Genomic DNA, 18,482 nt, shown 5'->3' on the forward strand with positions numbered 1-18,482 from the left:
AGACGAGACGGAAGAAAAAAGAAGACGGAAGAGGAAAAGGGCGTTACGTCACCGGATCGATGACCACTGCGTGTTCAAGGCATTAGCCCCAGCGGTGTCGCAGGAGCCTCCCTGGCCCTTGACGATCGTGCAGACGTTGAGGGTCGCTGTTGAAACGGCATTACGACCGGCAGCAATGCCCTCTCCATAAAGCGGTGTGGACGCGATCGGCAATCCCGTGGACTTGCTGATGCGCCTCAGGGTTTTGTTCGGAGAAGCAGTGGGGGAAAAGATGGTTTTGGCACCGGATGCTTTCACCTCTTGGGTGATTGTTTTGAGGCTGGAGGGTCGCAAAACGCCACCGGTGGTGTGACTGTCCAACATCGCAATCTCGACAAGTCCGAAGCGATCTGCGAGATGGCTGTAGGTCCTGTGATCGGTCACCAGGACCCGCTGGGCCGGGGGCAAAGAACTGAACTGCTTGGCTTCCCAGCTCTGCAAAGCCTGTAAAACAGCAACGGCACGAGCCGTGCGTTGCTGCAATGCCGCACGATCACTTGCTGGCAGAACGGGAGCCAGAGAACTTGAGATCACCCGCACCATTGCTGCGGAATTGGCCGGGTCGTGCCAGACATGGGGGTCGCTGCCGCCATAGGACGGCAGAGCGACTTCACCGACGGCCACCACCGTTCCTGGTGACTTGAGCTTTTTGGCCGACGGGGTCAGCCCGAAACCGATGTGCAAAACCAGATCACTCTTGGCGATCTGGCTGCGATCACTGGGCTTCAAGCGATAGGAATGGGGATCACCACCAGGAGGGATCAGGCACGTGACCGACGCGGCACCGGCAGCCAGGGTCTTGGCGAGATCACAGAGCGTGCCGTCGACGGCCACCACCACAGGTTGAGCCGCATAGGCCGGAACTACGGCAGCTCCAATGGCCAAAGCAAGGCTGACCCCCGCCGATCGAGCCAAAACAGGACGCATGGACGTCTTGGTGAGAATGATTATCATTTTGCTGAGCACTTGATCCCTCGCCAACATGGGATGTGCAAAACATCAAGAGGCCCAAGTCCGGCCACCCAAGAGTTGATGAGCCATTCGTCGTGTGTGCTGAGCACAACAGAGCTGTGCTTCAGCTACGGAGGTCGCAACACCGTCGACCGCGTCAACCTGCAACTCCAAGCGGGAACACTGACGGCGCTGGTGGGGCCCAACGGAGCCGGCAAGTCAACGCTGTTGCATCTGATCGAAGGACGACTGAAACCCAGCCAAGGAACAATCAACACCAGCAAGCCAATCGGCCTAATGCCCCAGCGGGCAGCCATTGATTGGTCGTTTCCGATCACCGCCCGCGACATGGTGCAGCTGGGGACGCCCAAAAAGGGCAAAGCCACAGCAGCGCACCACTGCGAACAGCTGCTGGAACGCGTCGGCATGGGAGCCATGGGTTCACGACGCCTCAACCAGCTCTCGGGCGGCCAGCAACAACGCGTCCTGCTGGCAAGAGGATTGATGCAGCAGACCGACATCCTGCTGCTGGATGAACCCTGCAGCGCCATCGATCCACCGACGCGCGAGCACCTGCTCAAGGTGATGCGGGATCAGGCGGAAGCCGGCCAGACGCTGCTGGTGAGCAGCCACGATTGGGGCAGCGCCCTCGACAGCTACGACCAGGTGGTCGTGATGGACGGCCAAATCCTGGCCAACGGATCACCCAACACGGTTCGAGAAAAACTGAGCGACCTGACTTGCATGATGGGGAGCCACTGCTGTGGTTGAGCCCGACGTCTGGTGGCTTCTGCCTCTGACGATCTCGCTGTTGATCGGGGCCATTTGTCCGGCCTCTGGAGCATTGCTGATCACCCAACGCCGGGTGCTGCTGGCCAACCTGATGGCCCATTCCGTTCTTCCCGGTTTGGTGATCGCCCTGGCCATCGGCATCGACCCAAGCATCGGCGGCCTGATCAGTGGACTGCTGGGAGCATTGGTGGCTGAACGCTTGAACCGACGCTTCAAAGGCCGGGAAGAGGGCGCCATGAACACTGTGCTGGCAGGCTTCACCGCCCTGGGCGTGCTGTTGGTGCCTCTGCTAGAGGCACGGGTGGACCTGGAGACAATTCTGTTCGGCGATCTGCTGGCTGCCACCACAACAGATCTGCTGCGAACAACCATCTCAGCCAGTGCCCTGTTGGCGATGTTGGTGTGGGGCTACCGCGACCTGGTGTTTGTTGGCATTGACCCCGAGGGAGCAGCCATCGCCAAGCGACCGGTGCTCTTAATTCGGCTGATCTGCAGCCTGATCACGGCCCTGGTTGTGATCAGTGCCATCACAGCCGTGGGGGTGATTCTGGTGATCGGCCTGCTGTGCGCTCCGGTGCTGATGCACGTGGAGCGCAGCCGAAGCCTGAAGGAACTCATGCTGCGCAGCGCGAGCACGGGGCTGCTTCTGTGTGGCGGCGGGATGATGCTGGCGATTGCTGTTGACCTGCCCCCGGGTCCACTGATTGGAACACTGTGCTTGGCACTTCTGTTCACCTACAGGGTCAACACCGCAGAGCAAAAGTGATTGAGAGGCCTGTTTTATGGCTTTTGCTTTAAGAACATCCGATCAAGGCGGCGCCGCATTCTCCTCATCAATGTGCGTTCTTGCTCCTGGCGGAAGGTGCGCCGAAAGGCCAGGAACAACACAGTCAACGTTGAGGCCATCCCCACGCTGAACAGGGCAATCAAGCTTGCATCGTTCATGACGCATTCACTCCGCTACTGAACAACGGCGAACCAACCACCAGCCAGGGCTGCAATCAAACCACAGGCAAGGGCTTGAAGCACAAATTGGCCTGAATCTTTCTTCTCCCAACGATCAATGGCCTTCGATGCCGTCACAAACGGCTCTTTATTCCTGATCAGCTTTTCGAGATACCGCTCGATGAACTGATCATCGAGATCGAGCCGACGAAGCTTGGAACGGATCTGATTAAGTTCAAACTGATTCATCACTCAAAAATCTCACAACTTCTCAGCCACGAACAAACATTGAATTACCGTTCCGAATATATCAATGTTGAAAACACCAATCATACGTCAGCAGAGTTGATACAGAAACTGCAGATTCATTATATTAGCGAGAGCGAACTCTTGACGTGGGCCTTTCAGATAAGGAAGCTCACTGCTGTTAGCTCAGGTGATCCAAAACTCGATTGATCACGATCAAGTTCATCAAAATCTCTAAAAGCCTTTGGCACTGCCGCGTCGCTTCGGTTGCATCACTTCAATCGTCTTTGGCCTTGTCTTACTGGAATACCAAACACGTTGCGCTTCGTCGTAGCTCTCCACATCCTTGAACGATCCATCACACAACCAAACGCGGTAGTGATGACGGTCATAGGGGTCGGAACTGGTTTCGGTGAACTGTTTCATGCAACTCAATAACGATCGTGTCGAGCAAGGTCAGCTGATCAATCAGATCCAAGCCTGGTGAATGCTGCCCGACGAGGATCTCGATACCGCTCCGCCACATGCTTGCCCCATAACCCTTCCCAGTAGAAAAAGATCACACCATGACCGCGCTGGCGGGCCAGTCGGACTTTTTGCTCCAGAACGGCCATCGAGGTGGTGCGCTTGCCGAATCCCGCCAACACACCAATCTGCGAAGGGATGCCCCAGCTGCGGGCTTTGCGCAGCGCCGGCTGATCCAGGTCTTTGGCGAATCCACGAACCGAATAGGCATAGTTCTGCACCACCAACTCTTCAATTAGCCCGCCCATAGCCCAGAGCTCCCAGTCCTGCAGCCAGAGGTTGTAGGCCGAACGGAAGGGACCTGGAGACAGGCTGATTCGGGTGGAAAGGCGCTCCTGCTTGAGACGTTGCCGCAACTCACGCAAGAGAGAGGTGAGTTGATTGCGCCGCCATTTCATCCACTGCCGATTGCTGTGATCCCGAGGAGGTGCCAGTCCCGTCTCCTGCCGATACAACGCCACGGTGGTGGGATCATAACCGAACTGAACCGGCCAGGCGAAGTGATCATCCAGTTGCAGGCCATCCATCGGACAGCGCTTCAGGGTTTCCACCACCAAGCCGATGAAGCGGGCACGAACCTCCGGATGGGCAGGATTGAGCCAAGCCATCCGATGGTTGCCATGCATCGCCATCCAACGCTGGCCATTGGCTTTGGCCAACACCCAGCTGGGGTTGTTGCGCACAACGGATGAATCGGCCGGCTCCATCAGGCCGTACTCAAACCAGGGCATCACCTTGATGCCACGGCGCCGACCTTCCGCCGCCAGGGTGCAGATGGGATCAAGACTGACCCCAGCCTTTTGCAGCGGCGGCTCCACTGGAGCGAAGCGGCTGCGATGAAACGTGGTGCCACGGCTCCAGACATTCGGCACCACACGATTGAAGCCCGCATCCTGCAGCTGTTGCATTGCAGCGCTGATGCGCGTCCGGTCGTAATAAAGCTGGCTGGGGCTGTTGGTCAGCCACACCCCCATCGTGCTGCGGTTTCGGAGCAACCGGTCCAATCGGGACTCAGCCATCAGAGGTGCGGGAAGCCCCGCCATCAGGCTGGCCAGAGCAACACCAAACAGAGGCTTCCACCGCTGAGCCAACGCCGTTGAAGCACCGGGCCTCAAGGATGGCGCGGATCAACCGTGATCAAGCCGAACCAAGCCCGCTCGTTCAACAGTCCATTGGGCCGCGGCCAACGATCAGCGGAACATCGAGCTCACAGAGCTCTCTTCATGGATGCGCCAGATCGCTTCCCCAAGCATGTTGGCCACGGAGAGCACCTTCAGCTGAGGGAAGACCCGGTCCTGCGGGATCGGGATGCTGTTGGTCACCACCACCTGCTCAAACAGGCCCTCGACGGACAGGCGTTCGCTTGCGGGGGGAGAGAAGACGGCGTGGGTGGCGCAGGCCAGCACCCGCTTGGCCCCTTGCTCCCTCAACAAGCGAGCGCCGGCGCAGATCGTGCCGCCGGTGTCGATCATGTCGTCGATCAGGATCGCTGTCCGCCCCGCCACATCACCAATCACCGTGAGGCTTTCGGCCATGTTGTGGCCGGTGCGGCGCTTGTCGATGATCGCCAGCGGGGCATCGTTCATCTGCTTGGCGAAGGCCCGGGCCCGCGCAACACCGCCCACATCCGGAGACACCACGACGACATCCCCCAGATCCTGGGTGGAGAGGTAGTCCACCAGCACGGGAGAACCGTAGATGTGATCGCAGGGAATATCGAAATAACCCTGAATCTGGGCGGAGTGCAGGTCCATTGCCAGCACGCGGTCAACGCCCGACGTCACCAACAGGTTGGCCGTGAGCTTGGCGGTGATCGATTCACGACCAGCGGTCTTGCGGTCGGCACGGGCGTAGCCGTAGTAGGGCACCACAGCGGTGATCTGCCGTGCAGAAGCCCGTCTGCAGGCATCCACCATGATCAGCAGCTCCATCAGGTGATCGTTCACCGGTGCGCAGGTGGGCTGGATCAGGAACACGTCGCAGCCACGGATCGACTCCTGGATCTGCACGTAGAGCTCACCGTCAGCAAAACGCTTGCAGACGCGGGGACCATCAGGCACCCCGAGATACGCGGAAATCTCCTTGGCCAGAGCAGGGTTCGAAGTGCCGCTGAACAGGCGCAGACGGCGACTGTCCGGGGTCATCTGCTCCTGTTCGGCACGGGCTGCTGTCAGGAAACTTGTCACGGCGCCCGCGGAACGAATTCTGCTGTAATCCGATGGTAGAGGTGAGCAGTGCCCCCATGTCCACAGGTTTCCCACTGTTGGTGGGTGCGGGCCCCCTGCCTGAACTCAAAATGCGTCAGGCCTGTGAAGCCCTGGCAAGGGCTTGCCGATGCCCTCTCACCACGGTGGCCAGTGGTGCATCACCGGCTGAGGTTCTGCAGACCAACCCGGCGGCAAAAGGGCTGGTGCGGCTCAGCGGCGACGCAGCCCGGCCGACCCCGCAGGGTGATGCCAGCTGGCTGCAGGCCCTGGCCGACTGGCGTCAGCCGGTGCTGCTGCTGACCACTGCTGAACAGGACGGTTCAATCTCTGGCGCAGCCGCGGCCTACGCCGCCCTCTGCCGGGAACTGCAGGTGCCGCTGCTCGGCCTGGTGCAGCTCCAGGGCCCCTGGAATGGCCCAGCGCGACGCCGGGACGGCCTTAGCTGGCTGGGCTGGATTCCCGATGAACAGCATCCGGAACAGACCGAATGCGTTGACGCCCTCGCCCGGAGGCTGCAACTCCGCAGCCCGGCTTAACGCTGGGGCCAGAGTGGAAGGGTGGCGCCGGCGTCGATCTGGCGCAAGGTCTGTTCACCGGCCCGCTCGGCCAGGGGCAGGCGGCTGATCCGTGCGGGTTCAGGGCTGGCGACGATCGCCGCAGCCAGGCTCAGCTGCTCCGAACGACTGAGGTTGGTCTCCACCTCAGTGTTCAGTTGGTTCACCAAACCAGGGATCACTTCGATTCCACTGGGGGCCTTGACCTGTTCGATCAGACCCTCAACAAGGATGTTTTGGCGCTGGCGACGCTGGGAGACAGCCTTGGGATCGGGCAGATGGCGCACCAGCTGTTCCGCCTGGGCACCATTGAGGCGCTGTCGTCCGGCCTGGAGCATGACGGTGTAGTCCTGCGTCTTGTCCTGGCGTTTGTAGGAGTCGCTCAACACCACCTCCACCTCGCCCAGACCATCCACCAGGCGGCGCAGGGCCGCACGGGGCATCACCACATAGCGCTTGGGATCACCCTGCTGAAGACCAACAATGTCGCGGATGGCATCGCTGAGAAGACTGACGCCACCCCGTCGCCACAAGTGAGCCAAGCGTCCCGGATTCTCTTCACCAGGGAGCTGAACACCGAGCTCCGTGGGGATCTGGAGCACCTGAAGCGGCTCCTGGGCAGCAATGCGAAGCAGCAGCAGTGCATCGGCATTGGGGGGACCCTTGGGCGCGGCCTGATTGGAGGCGGCACCCAGCCGATCAGCATCAACACCGATCACCAACACAGTCACCGGAACCTCCGGGAAGGGGGCCAGAGTTTCAGGCTGATCCGCACTCAGCGGAGCGCCCGCGGCAACGCGATCGGGTTTTGGCCAGAGGGTCGCCATCAACCACCCGGTCACACCAATCCCCAGCACGGCAGCACCGACACACAGCGCACCGCGAACTCGGGGTGGCGACAACCAGTTCATTTCGCTGGACGAACCGCAATGGCGCTTAGTTTCGCCCAGATCTCCAGTTCCTAGCCTGGGCCCCGTGAAGCCGTCATCGATGTCCCTCCGCCACGACTACCGCAGCCGACCACCCGAACAGGTGCGCGTGGTGGTGTTCGGAGCCACGGGCTACATCGGCCGCTTTGTGGTGAAAGAACTGGTGGACCGGGGCTACCAGGTGATCGCCTTCGCCCGCGAGCGCAGCGGCATCGGTGGTCGTCAGAGCAGGGACGAGGTGATCGCCGAATTCCCGGGAGCTGAGGTGCGCTTCGGGGATGTCACCGATCCAGCCTCAATCGCCGCCGAGGCCTTCGATCAACCCACGGATGTGGTGGTGAGTTGCCTGGCGTCCCGCACCGGCGGCCGCAAGGATTCCTGGGCGATTGACCACGCAGCCACCCTCAACACCTACGAGCAGGGACGGGCGGCCGGGGTGGCCCACTACGTGCTGCTCTCGGCCATCTGTGTGCAGAAGCCGCTGCTGGAATTTCAGAAGGCGAAGCTGGCCTTCGAAGCCGTGTTGCAGGCGGATGAGGAGATGAGCCACTCCATCGTTCGCCCCACCGCCTTTTTCAAAAGTCTGGGCGGACAGGTGGAAAGCTGCCGCAAGGGCGGCCCCTACGTGATGTTCGGAGGCGGAACCCTGGCCAGCTGCAAGCCGATCAGCGAAGCCGATCTGGCCAGGTTCATGGCCGACTGCATCCATGACGCGTCCAAACGCAACCAGGTGCTGCCGATTGGGGGGCCGGGTCCGGCGCTGAGCGCCCGGGAGCAGGGAGAGATGCTCTTCCGCGCTCTCAACAAGCCCGAACGGATGCTGTCGGTGCCGATTGCCCTGATGGATGCACCGATCGCCGTGCTGGGCGCCCTGGCTCGCGTGTTCCCAGGCATCAACGACACGGCGGAATTTGGTCGGATCGGCCGCTACTACGCCAGCGAATCGATGCTCGTCTGGGATGAGCAGAAGCAGTGCTACGACGCGGATGCCACGCCGTCCTATGGAACCGACACGCTGGAGCAGTTCTTTGAGCGCGTGGCCCGGGAGGGCATGGCCGGGCAGGACCTGGGGGATGCGGCGCTGTTCTGAAGCCGCCATCCTTGGGTGACCAAGGCCCCCCCATGGATCACTCCACCGTTGACCCGGCCAAGGCCGGAAGGGGGCGCAGCACCGGGGTGCTGCTGCATCCCACCGCGCTGCCAGGCAGCCCCGTCTGCGGCAGCTTTGGTGAGCCCTGCCGCCGTTGGCTCCAGCTGCTGGCCGACCATGGCATCGGCGTCTGGCAGATGCTGCCCCTGTCCCCGCCGGATCCCACCGGCTCGCCCTACAGCTCTCCCTCCTGCAATGCCCTGAACCCCTGGTTCCTTGACGGCCAGGACCTGGCCAACGAGGGGTTCATCGGCGAAGAAGCACTCAAGGCCGCTCCAGGGGCTGATGCACCGCAGGAGGGTGCAGAGCGTGTGGAGTTCAGCCTGGCCCAGCAACGGGCCACTGCCCTGGGGGATGCCCTGCTTGCCGCCTGGCCTGAGCAGGATCCATCGCGACATGCCGCCTTCGAGCGCTGGGCGCAACGACAGCGCAGCTGGCTGCAGGACCATGCCCGTTTCCAGGTTCTGCACGATCAACACAACACCGCTTGGTGGGAGTGGCCGCTGCCGCTGGCCCGGCATGACAACAAAGCCCTCAAGGCCTGGGCGCAGCAACACGATGACGCGTTGCTGCGGGAACAGCTGATCCAATGGCAGCTCGACCGGCAGTGGCAGGCGATCCGCCGCCAGGCGACCAACCTGGGCATCCAGCTGTTTGGCGATCTGCCCTTCTATGTGAGCAGTGACAGCGCCGATGTCTGGAGCAACCGTTCGCTCTTCACCGTCAAGGAGAACGGCCAGCTCACCACCCAGAGCGGTGTTCCACCCGATTACTTCTCGGCAACCGGACAGCTGTGGGGCTCACCGGTGTACCGCTGGGGACAGCATCGAATCACGCGCTTCCGCTGGTGGCGGCAAAGAATTGCGCGCCAGCGGGAGATGGTGGATCTGCTGCGCCTGGATCACTTCCGGGCTCTTGCGGCCTTCTGGGCCGTCCCCGGTGGAGACAGCACCGCAGAGAACGGACAGTGGCAGCCCTCGCCGGGTCACGCCCTGCTGCGCAAGCTGCGCAGGGATGCCGGTGGCTCTCTCCCCTTGATTGCCGAGGATCTCGGCGTGATCACACCGGATGTGGAACAACTCCGCGATGCCTTCCGGTTGCCGGGCATGAAAGTGCTGCAGTTCGCATTCGACGGCGCATCCGACAACCCGTATCTGCCGGAAAACACCGATGGGCATCGCTGGGTCGTCTACACCGGCACCCACGACAACCCCACAACGCTGGGCTGGTGGAACGGGCTGGATGCCGACAGCAGGGGCCGCATTGCCACGCGGGTGAATGGTGAGATCAGTGCTCCGGCCTGGCATCTGCTCGACATGGCCTTTGCCACAACCGCAGGCCTGGTGATCGCCCCATTGCAGGACCTGATGCACCTCGATGACCGGGCCAGGTTCAACACCCCCGGCACCTGCGAAGGCAACTGGAGCTGGAGGCTGGGCAGCTTTGATGCCGCGCTGGGGAATGCCCTGGGCGGCTACGGGAGCAGGGGAGCGGTCTGGGGGAGGTCGCTCTCCGGAGCCGGCAATTTGTTGACCCGGTAGATCCCCGGCCGCTCTTGATCCACAGGCAGAGGCTCTCCATTCCAGAGCACCTGATCCTCAGCACCAGCCGGGGGGTCCAGACGCACCTCGATCGGGGCCATCAACTGCAGGGTCAGCGTGCCAGCGCTCGTTGCGAATTGAACCCGATCTCCCCCACCGCTGGAGAGCTGCAGCTCTCTTGGCTCAGCCACAACAACCTCCAGCACTCCCTGGGACTGCGGCAGGGCACCCCGCACCAGATCAAGCCACTGCTGAGGCGTGCGTTTCTGAACCTGTTCCAGGGGGCGCAGGGCCGCGATGCCTTCGTCTGAACCCACCGGGTTCGGGCCACGGCTGATCGCCTCCACATCAGCACGCACGGGCTCGAGGCTGAGGCTGTTGCGCAGGGCCAGGTCCTGTTGTTGACGGTTGATGGCCAGCAGGCTGAAGGCGATCACCGCCGCATAAACGACCGTTCCCTGCCAGGTGGTGAACACATCGATGTTGCCCAGGGTGAAGCGACCCAGCCCCGCTTTGGCGGGTCCGCGGCGGAGCAACACCGGCGGGGGAAGCAGGGGGTCGAGGCATCCGCCGGGCAGGGCCAGGCGACGCTCGATCTGAGGAAGCATCGAGGCGAGATAGGCCCGCTCGGGCAGGCGATCACGCCAGCCCCGCTCCAGGGCCTCGATCACGGGGGTGGTGATCCGGGTCTCATTGGCCAGATCACGCAGCGAGAGGCCCAGCTCCTCGCGGCGCCGCCGCAGCAGCAGCCCCAGATCCTGACGCTGCTGCTCCTGGGCCTCAACCGTGCCGGCATCAGGGCTGGAACCCTTGCGCGGACGTCGCCACCAAAGTCCTGGACGCTTCAGTCGCATGGGCTGTTGGGCCACTCCATCGGGTCAGCCCGTTTGAGCAAGGGCTTCCATTCTCCCTCGCTCAACCAGATCCAGCACCCCTCGGCCAGATCACCGAGCGGCAACCCAGCAATGGCCGTGCGCTGCAGGTCCAGCACCGGATGGCCCAGGGCTTCCGCCATCCGGCGGATCTGTCTGTTGCGCCCTTCCCGCAGCTCAATTTCCAGAAGCGAGCGGTCACCCCAGGCCCGCAACCGGCGCACCCGAGCGGGGCGGGTCAAGCGACCATCCAGAGGCAGACCCCGACGCCAGCGATCGAGAACCGGCTCCGGTGGCACACCCTTCACCCACACCCGGTAGGTCTTGGCGTGGCTGTAACGCGGGTGGGTGAGTTTCAAGGTGAGCTCACCCAGATCGGTGAGCAGAAGCGCACCATGGCTGTCGGCATCCAGACGGCCAACGGGGTGAAGACCAGCCCGATGCTCCGGGGGCAGCAGGTCCAGCACCGTGCGGCGACCCTGCGGGTCATCGCAGCTGCAGATCACCCCCACCGGCTTGTTGATCAGCAGCACCCGCGCCACACCACGGGACGGCAACGGCTGACCATCCACCTGAATCGTCTGCTGCTGCGGATCGGCCTGGTCGCCAACGCGGGCGACCTGACCATCCACCGTCACGCGGCCGGCCTGCAGCCATTCCTCAGCCCGGCGCCTGGAGCAGAGGCCGGCAGCAGCGATCAGTTTCTGCAGGCGCTGGCGCGTCATTGCAGGGGTTCCCGGGGCAGGAGCAGATCCATGCAGGCTCCACCGGCGGGATGATTGCGGGCTTCGATGCGACCGCCATGGTTGACGGCGATCTGCTGCACGATCGCCAGTCCCAGGCCACTGCCGCTGCGGTTGGAGCGAGTGCGGGAGGGATCCCCCCGGTAGAAGCGTTGAAACATGCGCGTGAGATCGGCCTCACTCAAGCCAGGGCCATGGTCACGAATGCTGAGCAACCACCAGCCGCCGCTCTGGCGGACGGACACGTCGATGCTGCTCTCATCAGGGGAGTAGCGCAGGGCATTGTCGAGAAGGTTGAGCACCGCACGGTGCAACCGGCGCTGATCACCACGCAGGGGGCCGCATTCGCTGCGGTCCAGCTGCAGCGTCACCCGCCGTTCCTCCGCGATCGGGCCAATGGATCCCCAGGCGCTGTCCACCAGATCCTCCAGGGTGAGGGGCACATGCTCGCTGTCGTCCTGCGGCAGGCTGTTTTCCAACCGCGACAGCTCCAGCAGGTCTTCCACCAGCAGCTGAAGACGCCGGAGTTCCTTCTGCAGCCGTTGCACCAGAGCCGTGTCGTCTTCCTTGACGGCCAGTTCCAGCCGATCGCTCACCAGCATCAGGGCGGTGAGGGGGGTCTTGAGCTCATGGGCCACATCACTCACCCAGCGTTCCTGCTGCTTTTGCTGGGCTTCGAGGGACTGACGGCTCTGGATCAGCACCAGCCAGCATTCGTCACTGCCCGGCAGAACAACCGCCTCCAGCGGGGTCCCCTGTTGATCCCATTCACAACGCTGGGAACGCAGCTGATAGCGGCTGCTGAAGATCAACTCCTCCAAGACAGGAATGTCGAGGACATCCCGGAGCTTCATGCCACGAACCAGGCGATTGGAGGGGATATGAAGAAGGCGTTCGGCCCGGTCGTTGATGTAGGCGATGGAGTGGTCCGGGGCCAGGATCATCCAGCCCTGGGTGGCCGAATCAATCCAGGCCAGCAGCTGGGGAGCGTTCAAGACGATGGAGCGATCCTTGGACGTTCGCTTCGACGTTCCCTTGGACGCCAGAACGCGGCGTCGACGCTGCAGCAGAAGCGTGATCCCAATGCCAGCTGCAAAGCCGAGTGCGGCGGAGATCACCACAGCACCCTCAGCCGAAGCGATACCCGAAGCCGCGAACCGTACGGATCAACTGAGGCGATGAGGGCTCCTGCTCAACCTTTTCCCGCAGCCAGCGGATGTGAACATCCACGGTTTTGGTGTCACCGATGAAGTCGACACCCCAGATTTTCTCCAGCAGCTGATCGCGACTCCAGACGCGCTTGGGGTTCTGGATGAACAGCTCGAGGATCTTGTATTCCTTGGGAGAGAGTGTGAGGTCCGTTCCATCCCGGGTGACCCTGCATTCACTGGGATACAGGCACAGGTTGGCGTGAGTGAAGGAATGCTGTTGGGAGGGCGACGTCTCCGATTGACTTGACCGCCGCAGTAAGGCCCTGCAACGGGCCACCAGTTCGCGCAGCCCAAAGGGTTTGACCAGGTAATCGTCGGCGCCCACCTCAAGCCCCAGCACCCGATCGGTCTCACTGTCACGGGCGCTGATCACCAGGATCGGGGTGGTGTTGTTGATGCGACGGAGCTCGCGGCAAAGGTCAAGCCCCCCCAAGCCGGGGAGCATCAGATCGAGCACGATCAGATCCACCGGATCTGAGGTTTCAGCGATGATCAGATTGAGGGCTGAGGTGCCATCGCCGCAGGTTTGGACCTCAAAACCTTCCGCGCGCAGGGCCTCTCCGACTGTTTCCCGGATGCTGTCATCGTCTTCTACCACGAGGAGACGACGGGTGGAGACAGCCGCAGACAGGGTTGTCACGTCCATGAGGCAGGAGCGAATCCATTCTGACCGAGGACGAAACCCGACAAAGCAGAACAGCGGCTTCGCTTAAGGGCTTAGAAGAATTCGTCGAAGTTGTCGAAATCAACCGCTTTGAACTTGCCCGCTTCCACCTGCTGCATCAGGCGCTCCAGCTGAGAGAACAAGGCACCACCGGTGAGCAGCGAGAGCAGCAGGGCCACCAACAGGGCAGCGCCAGAGGCAAACCCGAAGATCTGAAGGCAGCAACCGATGAACAGGGTGACCCCGATGAGGGTGCCGGCATAGCTGAGGTTGATCTCGGCAGTCCCCAGGGGCATCAGAGGGAGTCGGTCCTGCTTCCAGCCATCCAGTTTGTTCTGCACCTGACGGCCGAAGGTGAGGCCGCAGAGCACACCCATCAACAGACCGATGCCCGCCAGCAGGTAGGGGGGTTGGGGCAGGGTCATCATCAGGAGCAGCTGCTCAAGCTCCTGGGCGCTGATCTCCTCAGGCATCTACGCCGATCTCAAAGAGCTGAGACCATAGCGGTGAGTTCCACAATCTCGCTGGAATCGTGATCTCGGGATCACGCTGCCGCCAACGGGTTGAAGCGCTGCAACAGGCCGCCGGCCAGACGCCCTGGGCCGAAGGTGCGACCCAGCAGGCCGACCAGAGCACGGACATCGTCGGTGTGAAGACGATCGTCACGGATCAGCGTCATCAGCAGACGTTTGCGCAGGTCGGCACCATCTCGGCTGAGCAGCAGCCGCAGACCTGCCCCAGCCACAGGGATCAATTCCTTCCCAGGAGCGGGAGCGTCCTGACCTACCACATCCAGCAAGCTTTCCAGCCGATCCAGGCGCAGGCGGCCTGATTCATCAAAGATCACCTCCAGCAGCTTCTCGCGCATCTCGCTGGTGTCACCCGCCAACAGTCGACGGGCCACGTACGGATAGGCCACAGCAATGATTCGGAAGTTCGGATCCAGCCGCAAGGCAAGGCCTTCCTGGCTGACGACGGCCCGGATGATCAAGGCGAAGCGCGCCGGAACCCGGAAGGGGTAATCGAACATCAGCTCCGAGAAACGGTCGGTGATCGCCTTGAAGTTGAACGATCCAACCGAGTCGCCGAGGCTGCCGCCGAGCACCTCTTCAAGGGCAGGAATAATCGGCGTGAGATCGGCCGTGGGACTGAGAAACCCGAGGGATTGGAAGTCCTTGGCCAACCCGGAGAAGTCACGGTTGATCAGGTGCACCACAGCACCGGTGAGGGTGAGCCGGTCGCTGTCGCTGATGGAATCCATCATCCCGAAATCGACGTACCCCACATGGCCGAGATCGCCGGTGCGACCCGGCAGGGCGAAGAGGTTGCCGGGGTGGGGGTCGGCATGGAAATAGCCGAACTCCAGGAGTTGCTGCAGGCCGCAGATCACGCCGGTGCGGATCAACGCCGTTGGGTCAAGACGCTGGGAACGCAGCTCCTCGCTGTCGCGCATCTTGGCGCCATCGATCCAGGTGGTGGTCAGCACCCGGGTGGAGCTGAGCATCCGCTCCACCTTCGGGATGTAGACCGCATCGTTATCTGCGAAAAGCGCCGAAAACCGCTCGGCATTGGCCGCTTCCAGGCCGTAATCGATCTCCTCGAAGAGGCTGCGGCCGAACTCATCAATGATTCCGCCCAGCCCGAAACCAAGGTTGAGCGGCAGCAGCGGCGCCGTCATCACCCCCAAAGCCCGGATCAACACCAGATCCCGCCGCAGGATGAAGGTGAGATTGGGCCGCTGCACCTTCACCGCAACCCAGTGCTGGCCCTGCAGACGGGCCTTGTACACCTGGCCCAGGCTGGCGGCGGCGATCGGCGTGTCGGGAAACTCCTCAAACAATTCCTCTGCCGGCGCACCGAGTTCCTCGCGGATGCAAGCCAGGGCGGTGGCATGGGGAAAGGCCGGCAGATCGTCCTGCAGGCGAGTCAGTTCCTCCAGCCAGTCCCGACGCACCAGATCAGGTCGGGTGGAGAGGGCCTGTCCCAGCTTGATGAAGCAGGGCCCCAGACCCGTCAGGGTGTTGAGAATGCGACGCGCAAGCCCCTGCTGAACGGCGGGGTCATTGCTGCCTCCACGCAGCAGCAGCACCAGCACCAGCCCCGCCAGGGACCACAGCACCTGAACAAGGCGCGGAATGGCGACCCAGGGACGCAGCAGCAGCCAGCCGAGATCCCGCCCGGGGTCGTAACGCATCGCATCGCGCTGAGTACAGAGAGAGACTTTAAGGAGATCAGGGGGATTTGATGGCGCTTCTGCCCCAGCTCACCCGTCGCCTCGGTCAGCCCCTGTTTCTGCCGGCCCACGGACGCGGGGCTGCCCTTCCGGATGGACTGCGTCAATTGCTGCGACGCCGCGCCGGCGTCTGGGACCTGCCGGAACTCCCGGCCCTTGGCGGTCCGCTGGAGGCGGACGGCGCCATCGCAGACAGCCAACGCTCCGCCGCGGCAGCGATGGGGGTGGCGCGCTGCTGGTATGGGGTGAACGGAGCCACGGGGTTGCTGCAGGCCGCACTGCTGGCCATGGTCCGGCCCGGAGAGCGGGTGCTGCTGCCCCGCAACGTGCATCGCAGCCTGATTCAGGCCTGCGTTCTTGGGGACCTGCGGCCGGTGCTGTTCGATCTCCCCTTTCAAAGCGACCGGGGCCAGCCGGCACCGGCGTATTCGGACTGGATCGAACGGGTGCTTCAGGCCCTACCCCGCGATGGAGCCCCCATCCGTGCTGCAGTTCTGGTGCATCCCACCTACCAGGGCTATGCCAATGACCCAACGGCAGTAATTCAGCGGCTGCAGCAACAGGGCTGTTGCGTGCTGGTGGATGAAGCCCACGGCTGTCATTTCGCCGCTGGGGTGGACCATCCCCTCCCCCCCAGCTCTCTGCACTGCGGCGCTGATCTGGTGGTGCATTCCCTGCAGAAGTCGGCTGCAGCACTGGCGCAAACAGCGGTGCTCTGGCTGCAGGGGGAGCGTCTGGATCCCGTGCGCGTGGAGCGCAGCCTGGGCCTGCTGCAAACCACCAGCCCCAGTGCGCTGCTGCTGGCCTCCTGCGAAGAAGCCCTTCAACACTGGCAGCGGCCCAAGGGACGCCGTCAGTTGCTGCAGCGGCTGCAGGAGGCTGAAGCGCTCGCCAATGGACTACGCCACAGCGGCGTGCCTCTGCTGAGCAACCAGGATCCGCTGCGCCTGATCCTGCACACGGGGCAGGCGGGCATCACCGGCCTGGATGCCGACGATTGGTTCCTGCCCCGCGGTTTGGTGGGCGAATTGCCGGAGCCAGCCAGCCTCACCCTCTGCCTGGGGCTGGCACGCCACCGAGGGCTGGGACGGCAGATGCGTCACCACTGGCAGAACCTGCTGCGGAGCTTCCCCGATCGCACTCCCTTGCCAGCCTTCGAAGCCCCACCGCTTCCGCTGGTCACCTCCCCAGCCCAGTCACCGACCCAAGCCTGGACGGCGGAGCATCAACAGGTGGCATTGAAGGATGCGGAGGGGTGCATCGCGGCTGAATTGCTGTGCCCTTACCCACCGGGCATCCCCCTACTGATTCCCGGCGAACGCCTCGATCGACAGCGGCAGCGCTGGCTTGAACGCCAGCAACTGTTCTGGGGAGACCAGATCCCAGACGCACTGTCTGTGGTGAGCGGGGGGTGAAATCCAGCCCCACAAACGCTTCAATCCATGCATTCGGCTGCGGGGGATGAAACATCGGATCTGGCTCGTTATGGCGCTTCTGGCTTTCCCCTCCGTTGCGGCCAGCCCAAGCAGCGAAGAGTTCGTGATCGAAGACCTAGAAGACGGCGAAATCATGCGAACGTTCACACAACGAATGGAGGGATATGAAGTCAGCCAACCAACAGCTCCCAGTGTTCCAGCACTCCACCCGTCGGCCACTTCGACGCCCCAACCAAGCAAATTAATTCGGGTGGTTCAAGGTGCCGCAAGCTGGTACGGGCCTGGGTTTTACGGCCGCAAAACTGCCAGTGGTGAGCGCTTCCGCAAGGGCACGATGACGGCGGCCCATCGAACACTCCCTTTCGGATCCAAGGTGCGCGTCACCAATCTGAGCAATGGTCGCAGCGTCGTGGTGCGAATCAATGATCGTGGGCCTTTCAAGTACCACCGGGTGATCGATCTCGCCCATGGCGCGGCATCACAGCTCAAAATGATGAAGGCGGGAGAAGTGCCGGTAAAGCTCGAGATCCTTTCCAACAGCGATTGATAGTGTGAATCCAGGACGCCTCCAATTAGCGTGATCCGTGAGGTTGTCCTCGATCAGAACCAAGCACCAGCGGCCCGAGCAGCCCTGCGCAAGCGGTTGATCAGTGGCCTCGGTGTGGGGGGCTTTGGCTTGCTTGTCGTGAGCCTGGGGGGCTGGTGGTTCACCGCCGCGCTGGGGGGAATGGTGCACCTTGGCCTGCTGGAGTTCTTCCGGATGGCGCAATTCAAGGGAATTCGCCCCGCCACCAAAACCACCCTTGTGGCCTGCCAACTGCTGCTGTTCACCACCCAGTGGGCGATCCAGGGCGGGCTGCCGGCTGATGTGGCCCACGCTGTTCTGCCCCTCTCTGGAGCCGCCATCTGCGGTTGGCTGCTGCTGCAACCGGTGACAGGTTCCATCGCGGACATCGCGGCATCGATCTTCGGGCTGTTCTACCTGGGGTTTTTGCCCAGCCACTGGCTGAGTCTGCGCGGTTTGGACAACGGTCTGGAGATCACCCTGTCGGCCTGCCTGATGATCGTGGCCACCGACATCGGCTCCTGGGCCGTGGGACGGCGTTACGGGCGACGGCCCCTCTCACCGATCTCCCCAGGGAAAACCATCGAGGGGGCGATCGGGGGATTCATCTCGGCCATGCTGATCGGCCTGATCTGCGGTCAGCTGATGGGCTGGGCGCTGCATGGCCTGCCGGGCCTGCTGCTGGGGGCGCTGATCGCTCTGTTCGCCCTGGTGGGAGACCTGACGGAATCGATGATGAAACGCGATGCAGGCGTGAAGGACTCCGGTGATGTGCTGCCCGGCCATGGCGGGATCCTGGACCGGATCGACAGCTATCTGTTCACCCCAGCTGTGGTCTTTTACGCGATCGCTTTATGCCAACCACTGTTGGCCCCATAA

Annotated in this window: 20 protein-coding genes; 8 read left to right on the plus strand and 12 right to left on the minus strand. The window is 62.7% G+C overall.

Translation table 11 applies throughout. The annotated features are described in order from the left end of the window. Positions 1-48: 48 nt before the first annotated feature. Positions 49-966, minus strand: coding sequence for a metal ABC transporter substrate-binding protein (locus SynA1544_RS08715; protein WP_255477542.1), 918 nt, complete (start codon positions 964-966; stop codon positions 49-51). 105 nt (positions 967-1,071) lie between these two features. On the opposite strand from SynA1544_RS08715, the gene SynA1544_RS08720 reads away from it, so the two are divergent. Continuing rightward, a complete protein-coding gene (locus SynA1544_RS08720) occupies positions 1,072-1,761 on the plus strand; it encodes a metal ABC transporter ATP-binding protein (protein WP_186513047.1) in 690 nt (229 codons plus the stop codon). Continuing rightward, entirely contained in the window at positions 1,754-2,548 is a 795-nt protein-coding gene (locus tag SynA1544_RS08725) for a metal ABC transporter permease (protein WP_186513049.1), read from the plus strand. Before SynA1544_RS08720 ends, SynA1544_RS08725 begins: the two co-directional genes overlap by 8 nt. A gap of 194 nt (positions 2,549-2,742) precedes the next feature. On the opposite strand, the gene SynA1544_RS08730 is transcribed toward SynA1544_RS08725, so the two are convergent. The 4 genes from SynA1544_RS08730 to SynA1544_RS08745 form a co-directional block, all read right to left on the minus strand. Next, positions 2,743-2,976: a hypothetical protein gene (locus SynA1544_RS08730; RefSeq protein ID WP_186510347.1), complete on the minus strand. Its 234-nt coding sequence runs from the start codon at positions 2,974-2,976 to the stop codon at positions 2,743-2,745. Between the two features lie 231 nt (positions 2,977-3,207). Then, a complete protein-coding gene (locus SynA1544_RS08735) occupies positions 3,208-3,399 on the minus strand; it encodes a hypothetical protein (RefSeq protein WP_186513051.1) in 192 nt (63 codons plus the stop codon). A 38-nt stretch (positions 3,400-3,437) separates the two neighbouring features. Further along, complete coding sequence (locus tag SynA1544_RS08740; RefSeq protein ID WP_370594111.1) at positions 3,438-4,541, minus strand: glycoside hydrolase family 10 protein; 1,104 nt, start codon at positions 4,539-4,541, stop codon at positions 3,438-3,440. A 147-nt stretch (positions 4,542-4,688) separates the two neighbouring features. Further along, the gene (locus SynA1544_RS08745) at positions 4,689-5,684 is read right to left on the minus strand and encodes a ribose-phosphate pyrophosphokinase (protein WP_186493414.1); all 996 of its coding nucleotides are present in this window, start codon (positions 5,682-5,684) and stop codon (positions 4,689-4,691) included. A 56-nt stretch (positions 5,685-5,740) separates the two neighbouring features. On the opposite strand from SynA1544_RS08745, the gene SynA1544_RS08750 reads away from it, so the two are divergent. Continuing rightward, the gene (locus SynA1544_RS08750; RefSeq protein WP_186513055.1) at positions 5,741-6,241 is read left to right on the plus strand and encodes a hypothetical protein; all 501 of its coding nucleotides are present in this window, start codon (positions 5,741-5,743) and stop codon (positions 6,239-6,241) included. Here the strand turns inward: SynA1544_RS08750 and SynA1544_RS08755 are convergent. Further along, positions 6,238-7,170 carry an LCP family protein gene (locus tag SynA1544_RS08755; RefSeq protein WP_186513057.1) on the minus strand — a complete coding sequence of 311 codons (933 nt, stop codon included), beginning with the start codon at positions 7,168-7,170 and terminating at the stop codon, positions 6,238-6,240. The two genes, SynA1544_RS08750 and SynA1544_RS08755, sit on opposite strands and share 4 nt — an antisense overlap. 79 nt (positions 7,171-7,249) lie before the next feature. Between SynA1544_RS08755 and SynA1544_RS08760 the strand changes: the two genes are divergently transcribed. Then, positions 7,250-8,278: an NAD(P)-dependent oxidoreductase gene (locus SynA1544_RS08760; RefSeq protein ID WP_186513059.1), complete on the plus strand. Its 1,029-nt coding sequence runs from the start codon at positions 7,250-7,252 to the stop codon at positions 8,276-8,278. A 32-nt stretch (positions 8,279-8,310) separates the two neighbouring features. Continuing rightward, positions 8,311-9,879, plus strand: coding sequence for a 4-alpha-glucanotransferase (gene malQ / locus SynA1544_RS08765; RefSeq protein WP_186513060.1), 1,569 nt, complete (start codon positions 8,311-8,313; stop codon positions 9,877-9,879). Here the strand turns inward: malQ and SynA1544_RS08770 are convergent. The 6 genes from SynA1544_RS08770 to SynA1544_RS08795 form a co-directional block, all read right to left on the minus strand. Further along, positions 9,813-10,748 (minus strand): helix-turn-helix domain-containing protein, encoded by a 936-nt coding sequence (locus tag SynA1544_RS08770; protein ID WP_255477543.1) that lies wholly within the window; start codon positions 10,746-10,748, stop codon positions 9,813-9,815. The genes malQ and SynA1544_RS08770 overlap by 67 nt on opposite strands. Next, a complete protein-coding gene (locus SynA1544_RS08775; protein ID WP_186513061.1) occupies positions 10,724-11,476 on the minus strand; it encodes a pseudouridine synthase in 753 nt (250 codons plus the stop codon). Before SynA1544_RS08775 ends, SynA1544_RS08770 begins: the two co-directional genes overlap by 25 nt. Beyond that, positions 11,473-12,615, minus strand: a complete 1,143-nt coding sequence (locus tag SynA1544_RS08780; RefSeq protein WP_186513062.1) for a cell wall metabolism sensor histidine kinase WalK — start codon at positions 12,613-12,615, stop codon at positions 11,473-11,475. Before SynA1544_RS08780 ends, SynA1544_RS08775 begins: the two co-directional genes overlap by 4 nt. A gap of 7 nt (positions 12,616-12,622) precedes the next feature. Continuing rightward, entirely contained in the window at positions 12,623-13,351 is a 729-nt protein-coding gene (locus SynA1544_RS08785) for a response regulator transcription factor (RefSeq protein WP_186513063.1), read from the minus strand. Positions 13,352-13,422: 71 nt separating this feature from the next. Then, a complete protein-coding gene (locus SynA1544_RS08790) occupies positions 13,423-13,842 on the minus strand; it encodes a hypothetical protein (RefSeq protein WP_186513064.1) in 420 nt (139 codons plus the stop codon). A 71-nt stretch (positions 13,843-13,913) separates the two neighbouring features. After that, positions 13,914-15,563 carry an AarF/ABC1/UbiB kinase family protein gene (locus tag SynA1544_RS08795; RefSeq protein WP_186513065.1) on the minus strand — a complete coding sequence of 550 codons (1,650 nt, stop codon included), beginning with the start codon at positions 15,561-15,563 and terminating at the stop codon, positions 13,914-13,916. 50 nt (positions 15,564-15,613) lie between these two features. Here SynA1544_RS08795 and SynA1544_RS08800 point away from each other — a divergent pair, with 50 nt between their 5' ends. The 3 genes from SynA1544_RS08800 to SynA1544_RS08810 all read left to right on the plus strand — a co-directional run bounded on the left by SynA1544_RS08800 (position 15,614) and on the right by SynA1544_RS08810 (position 18,482). Further along, positions 15,614-17,017 (plus strand): aminotransferase class I/II-fold pyridoxal phosphate-dependent enzyme, encoded by a 1,404-nt coding sequence (locus tag SynA1544_RS08800; RefSeq protein WP_186513066.1) that lies wholly within the window; start codon positions 15,614-15,616, stop codon positions 17,015-17,017. Positions 17,018-17,087: 70 nt separating this feature from the next. Further along, positions 17,088-17,585 carry a septal ring lytic transglycosylase RlpA family protein gene (locus tag SynA1544_RS08805; RefSeq protein WP_255477545.1) on the plus strand — a complete coding sequence of 166 codons (498 nt, stop codon included), beginning with the start codon at positions 17,088-17,090 and terminating at the stop codon, positions 17,583-17,585. Between the two features lie 30 nt (positions 17,586-17,615). Next, positions 17,616-18,482, plus strand: a complete 867-nt coding sequence (locus SynA1544_RS08810; RefSeq protein ID WP_115010274.1) for a phosphatidate cytidylyltransferase — start codon at positions 17,616-17,618, stop codon at positions 18,480-18,482.

This window comes from Synechococcus sp. A15-44 (assembly GCF_014280115.1).
Lineage (GTDB): Bacteria > Cyanobacteriota > Cyanobacteriia > PCC-6307 > Cyanobiaceae > Parasynechococcus.

Bases quoted from the DNA above. Each gene is read 5' to 3' on its own strand.
- SynA1544_RS08715 (WP_255477542.1), bottom strand. From the start codon at position 966: ATGCGTCCTGTTTTGGCTCGATCGGCGGGGGTCAGCCTTGCTTTGGCC.
- SynA1544_RS08720 (WP_186513047.1), top strand. From the start codon at position 1,072: ATGAGCCATTCGTCGTGTGTGCTGAGCACAACAGAGCTGTGCTTCAGC.
- SynA1544_RS08730 (WP_186510347.1), bottom strand. From the start codon at position 2,976: ATGAATCAGTTTGAACTTAATCAGATCCGTTCCAAGCTTCGTCGGCTC.
- SynA1544_RS08735 (WP_186513051.1), bottom strand. From the start codon at position 3,399: ATGAAACAGTTCACCGAAACCAGTTCCGACCCCTATGACCGTCATCAC.
- SynA1544_RS08740 (WP_370594111.1), bottom strand. From the start codon at position 4,541: ATGGCGGGGCTTCCCGCACCTCTGATGGCTGAGTCCCGATTGGACCGG.
- SynA1544_RS08750 (WP_186513055.1), top strand. From the start codon at position 5,741: ATGTCCACAGGTTTCCCACTGTTGGTGGGTGCGGGCCCCCTGCCTGAA.
- SynA1544_RS08755 (WP_186513057.1), bottom strand. From the start codon at position 7,170: ATGAACTGGTTGTCGCCACCCCGAGTTCGCGGTGCGCTGTGTGTCGGT.
- SynA1544_RS08760 (WP_186513059.1), top strand. From the start codon at position 7,250: ATGTCCCTCCGCCACGACTACCGCAGCCGACCACCCGAACAGGTGCGC.
- malQ (WP_186513060.1), top strand. From the start codon at position 8,311: ATGGATCACTCCACCGTTGACCCGGCCAAGGCCGGAAGGGGGCGCAGC.
- SynA1544_RS08775 (WP_186513061.1), bottom strand. From the start codon at position 11,476: ATGACGCGCCAGCGCCTGCAGAAACTGATCGCTGCTGCCGGCCTCTGC.
- SynA1544_RS08785 (WP_186513063.1), bottom strand. From the start codon at position 13,351: ATGGACGTGACAACCCTGTCTGCGGCTGTCTCCACCCGTCGTCTCCTC.
- SynA1544_RS08790 (WP_186513064.1), bottom strand. From the start codon at position 13,842: ATGCCTGAGGAGATCAGCGCCCAGGAGCTTGAGCAGCTGCTCCTGATG.
- SynA1544_RS08795 (WP_186513065.1), bottom strand. From the start codon at position 15,563: ATGCGTTACGACCCCGGGCGGGATCTCGGCTGGCTGCTGCTGCGTCCC.
- SynA1544_RS08800 (WP_186513066.1), top strand. From the start codon at position 15,614: ATGGCGCTTCTGCCCCAGCTCACCCGTCGCCTCGGTCAGCCCCTGTTT.
- SynA1544_RS08805 (WP_255477545.1), top strand. From the start codon at position 17,088: ATGGCGCTTCTGGCTTTCCCCTCCGTTGCGGCCAGCCCAAGCAGCGAA.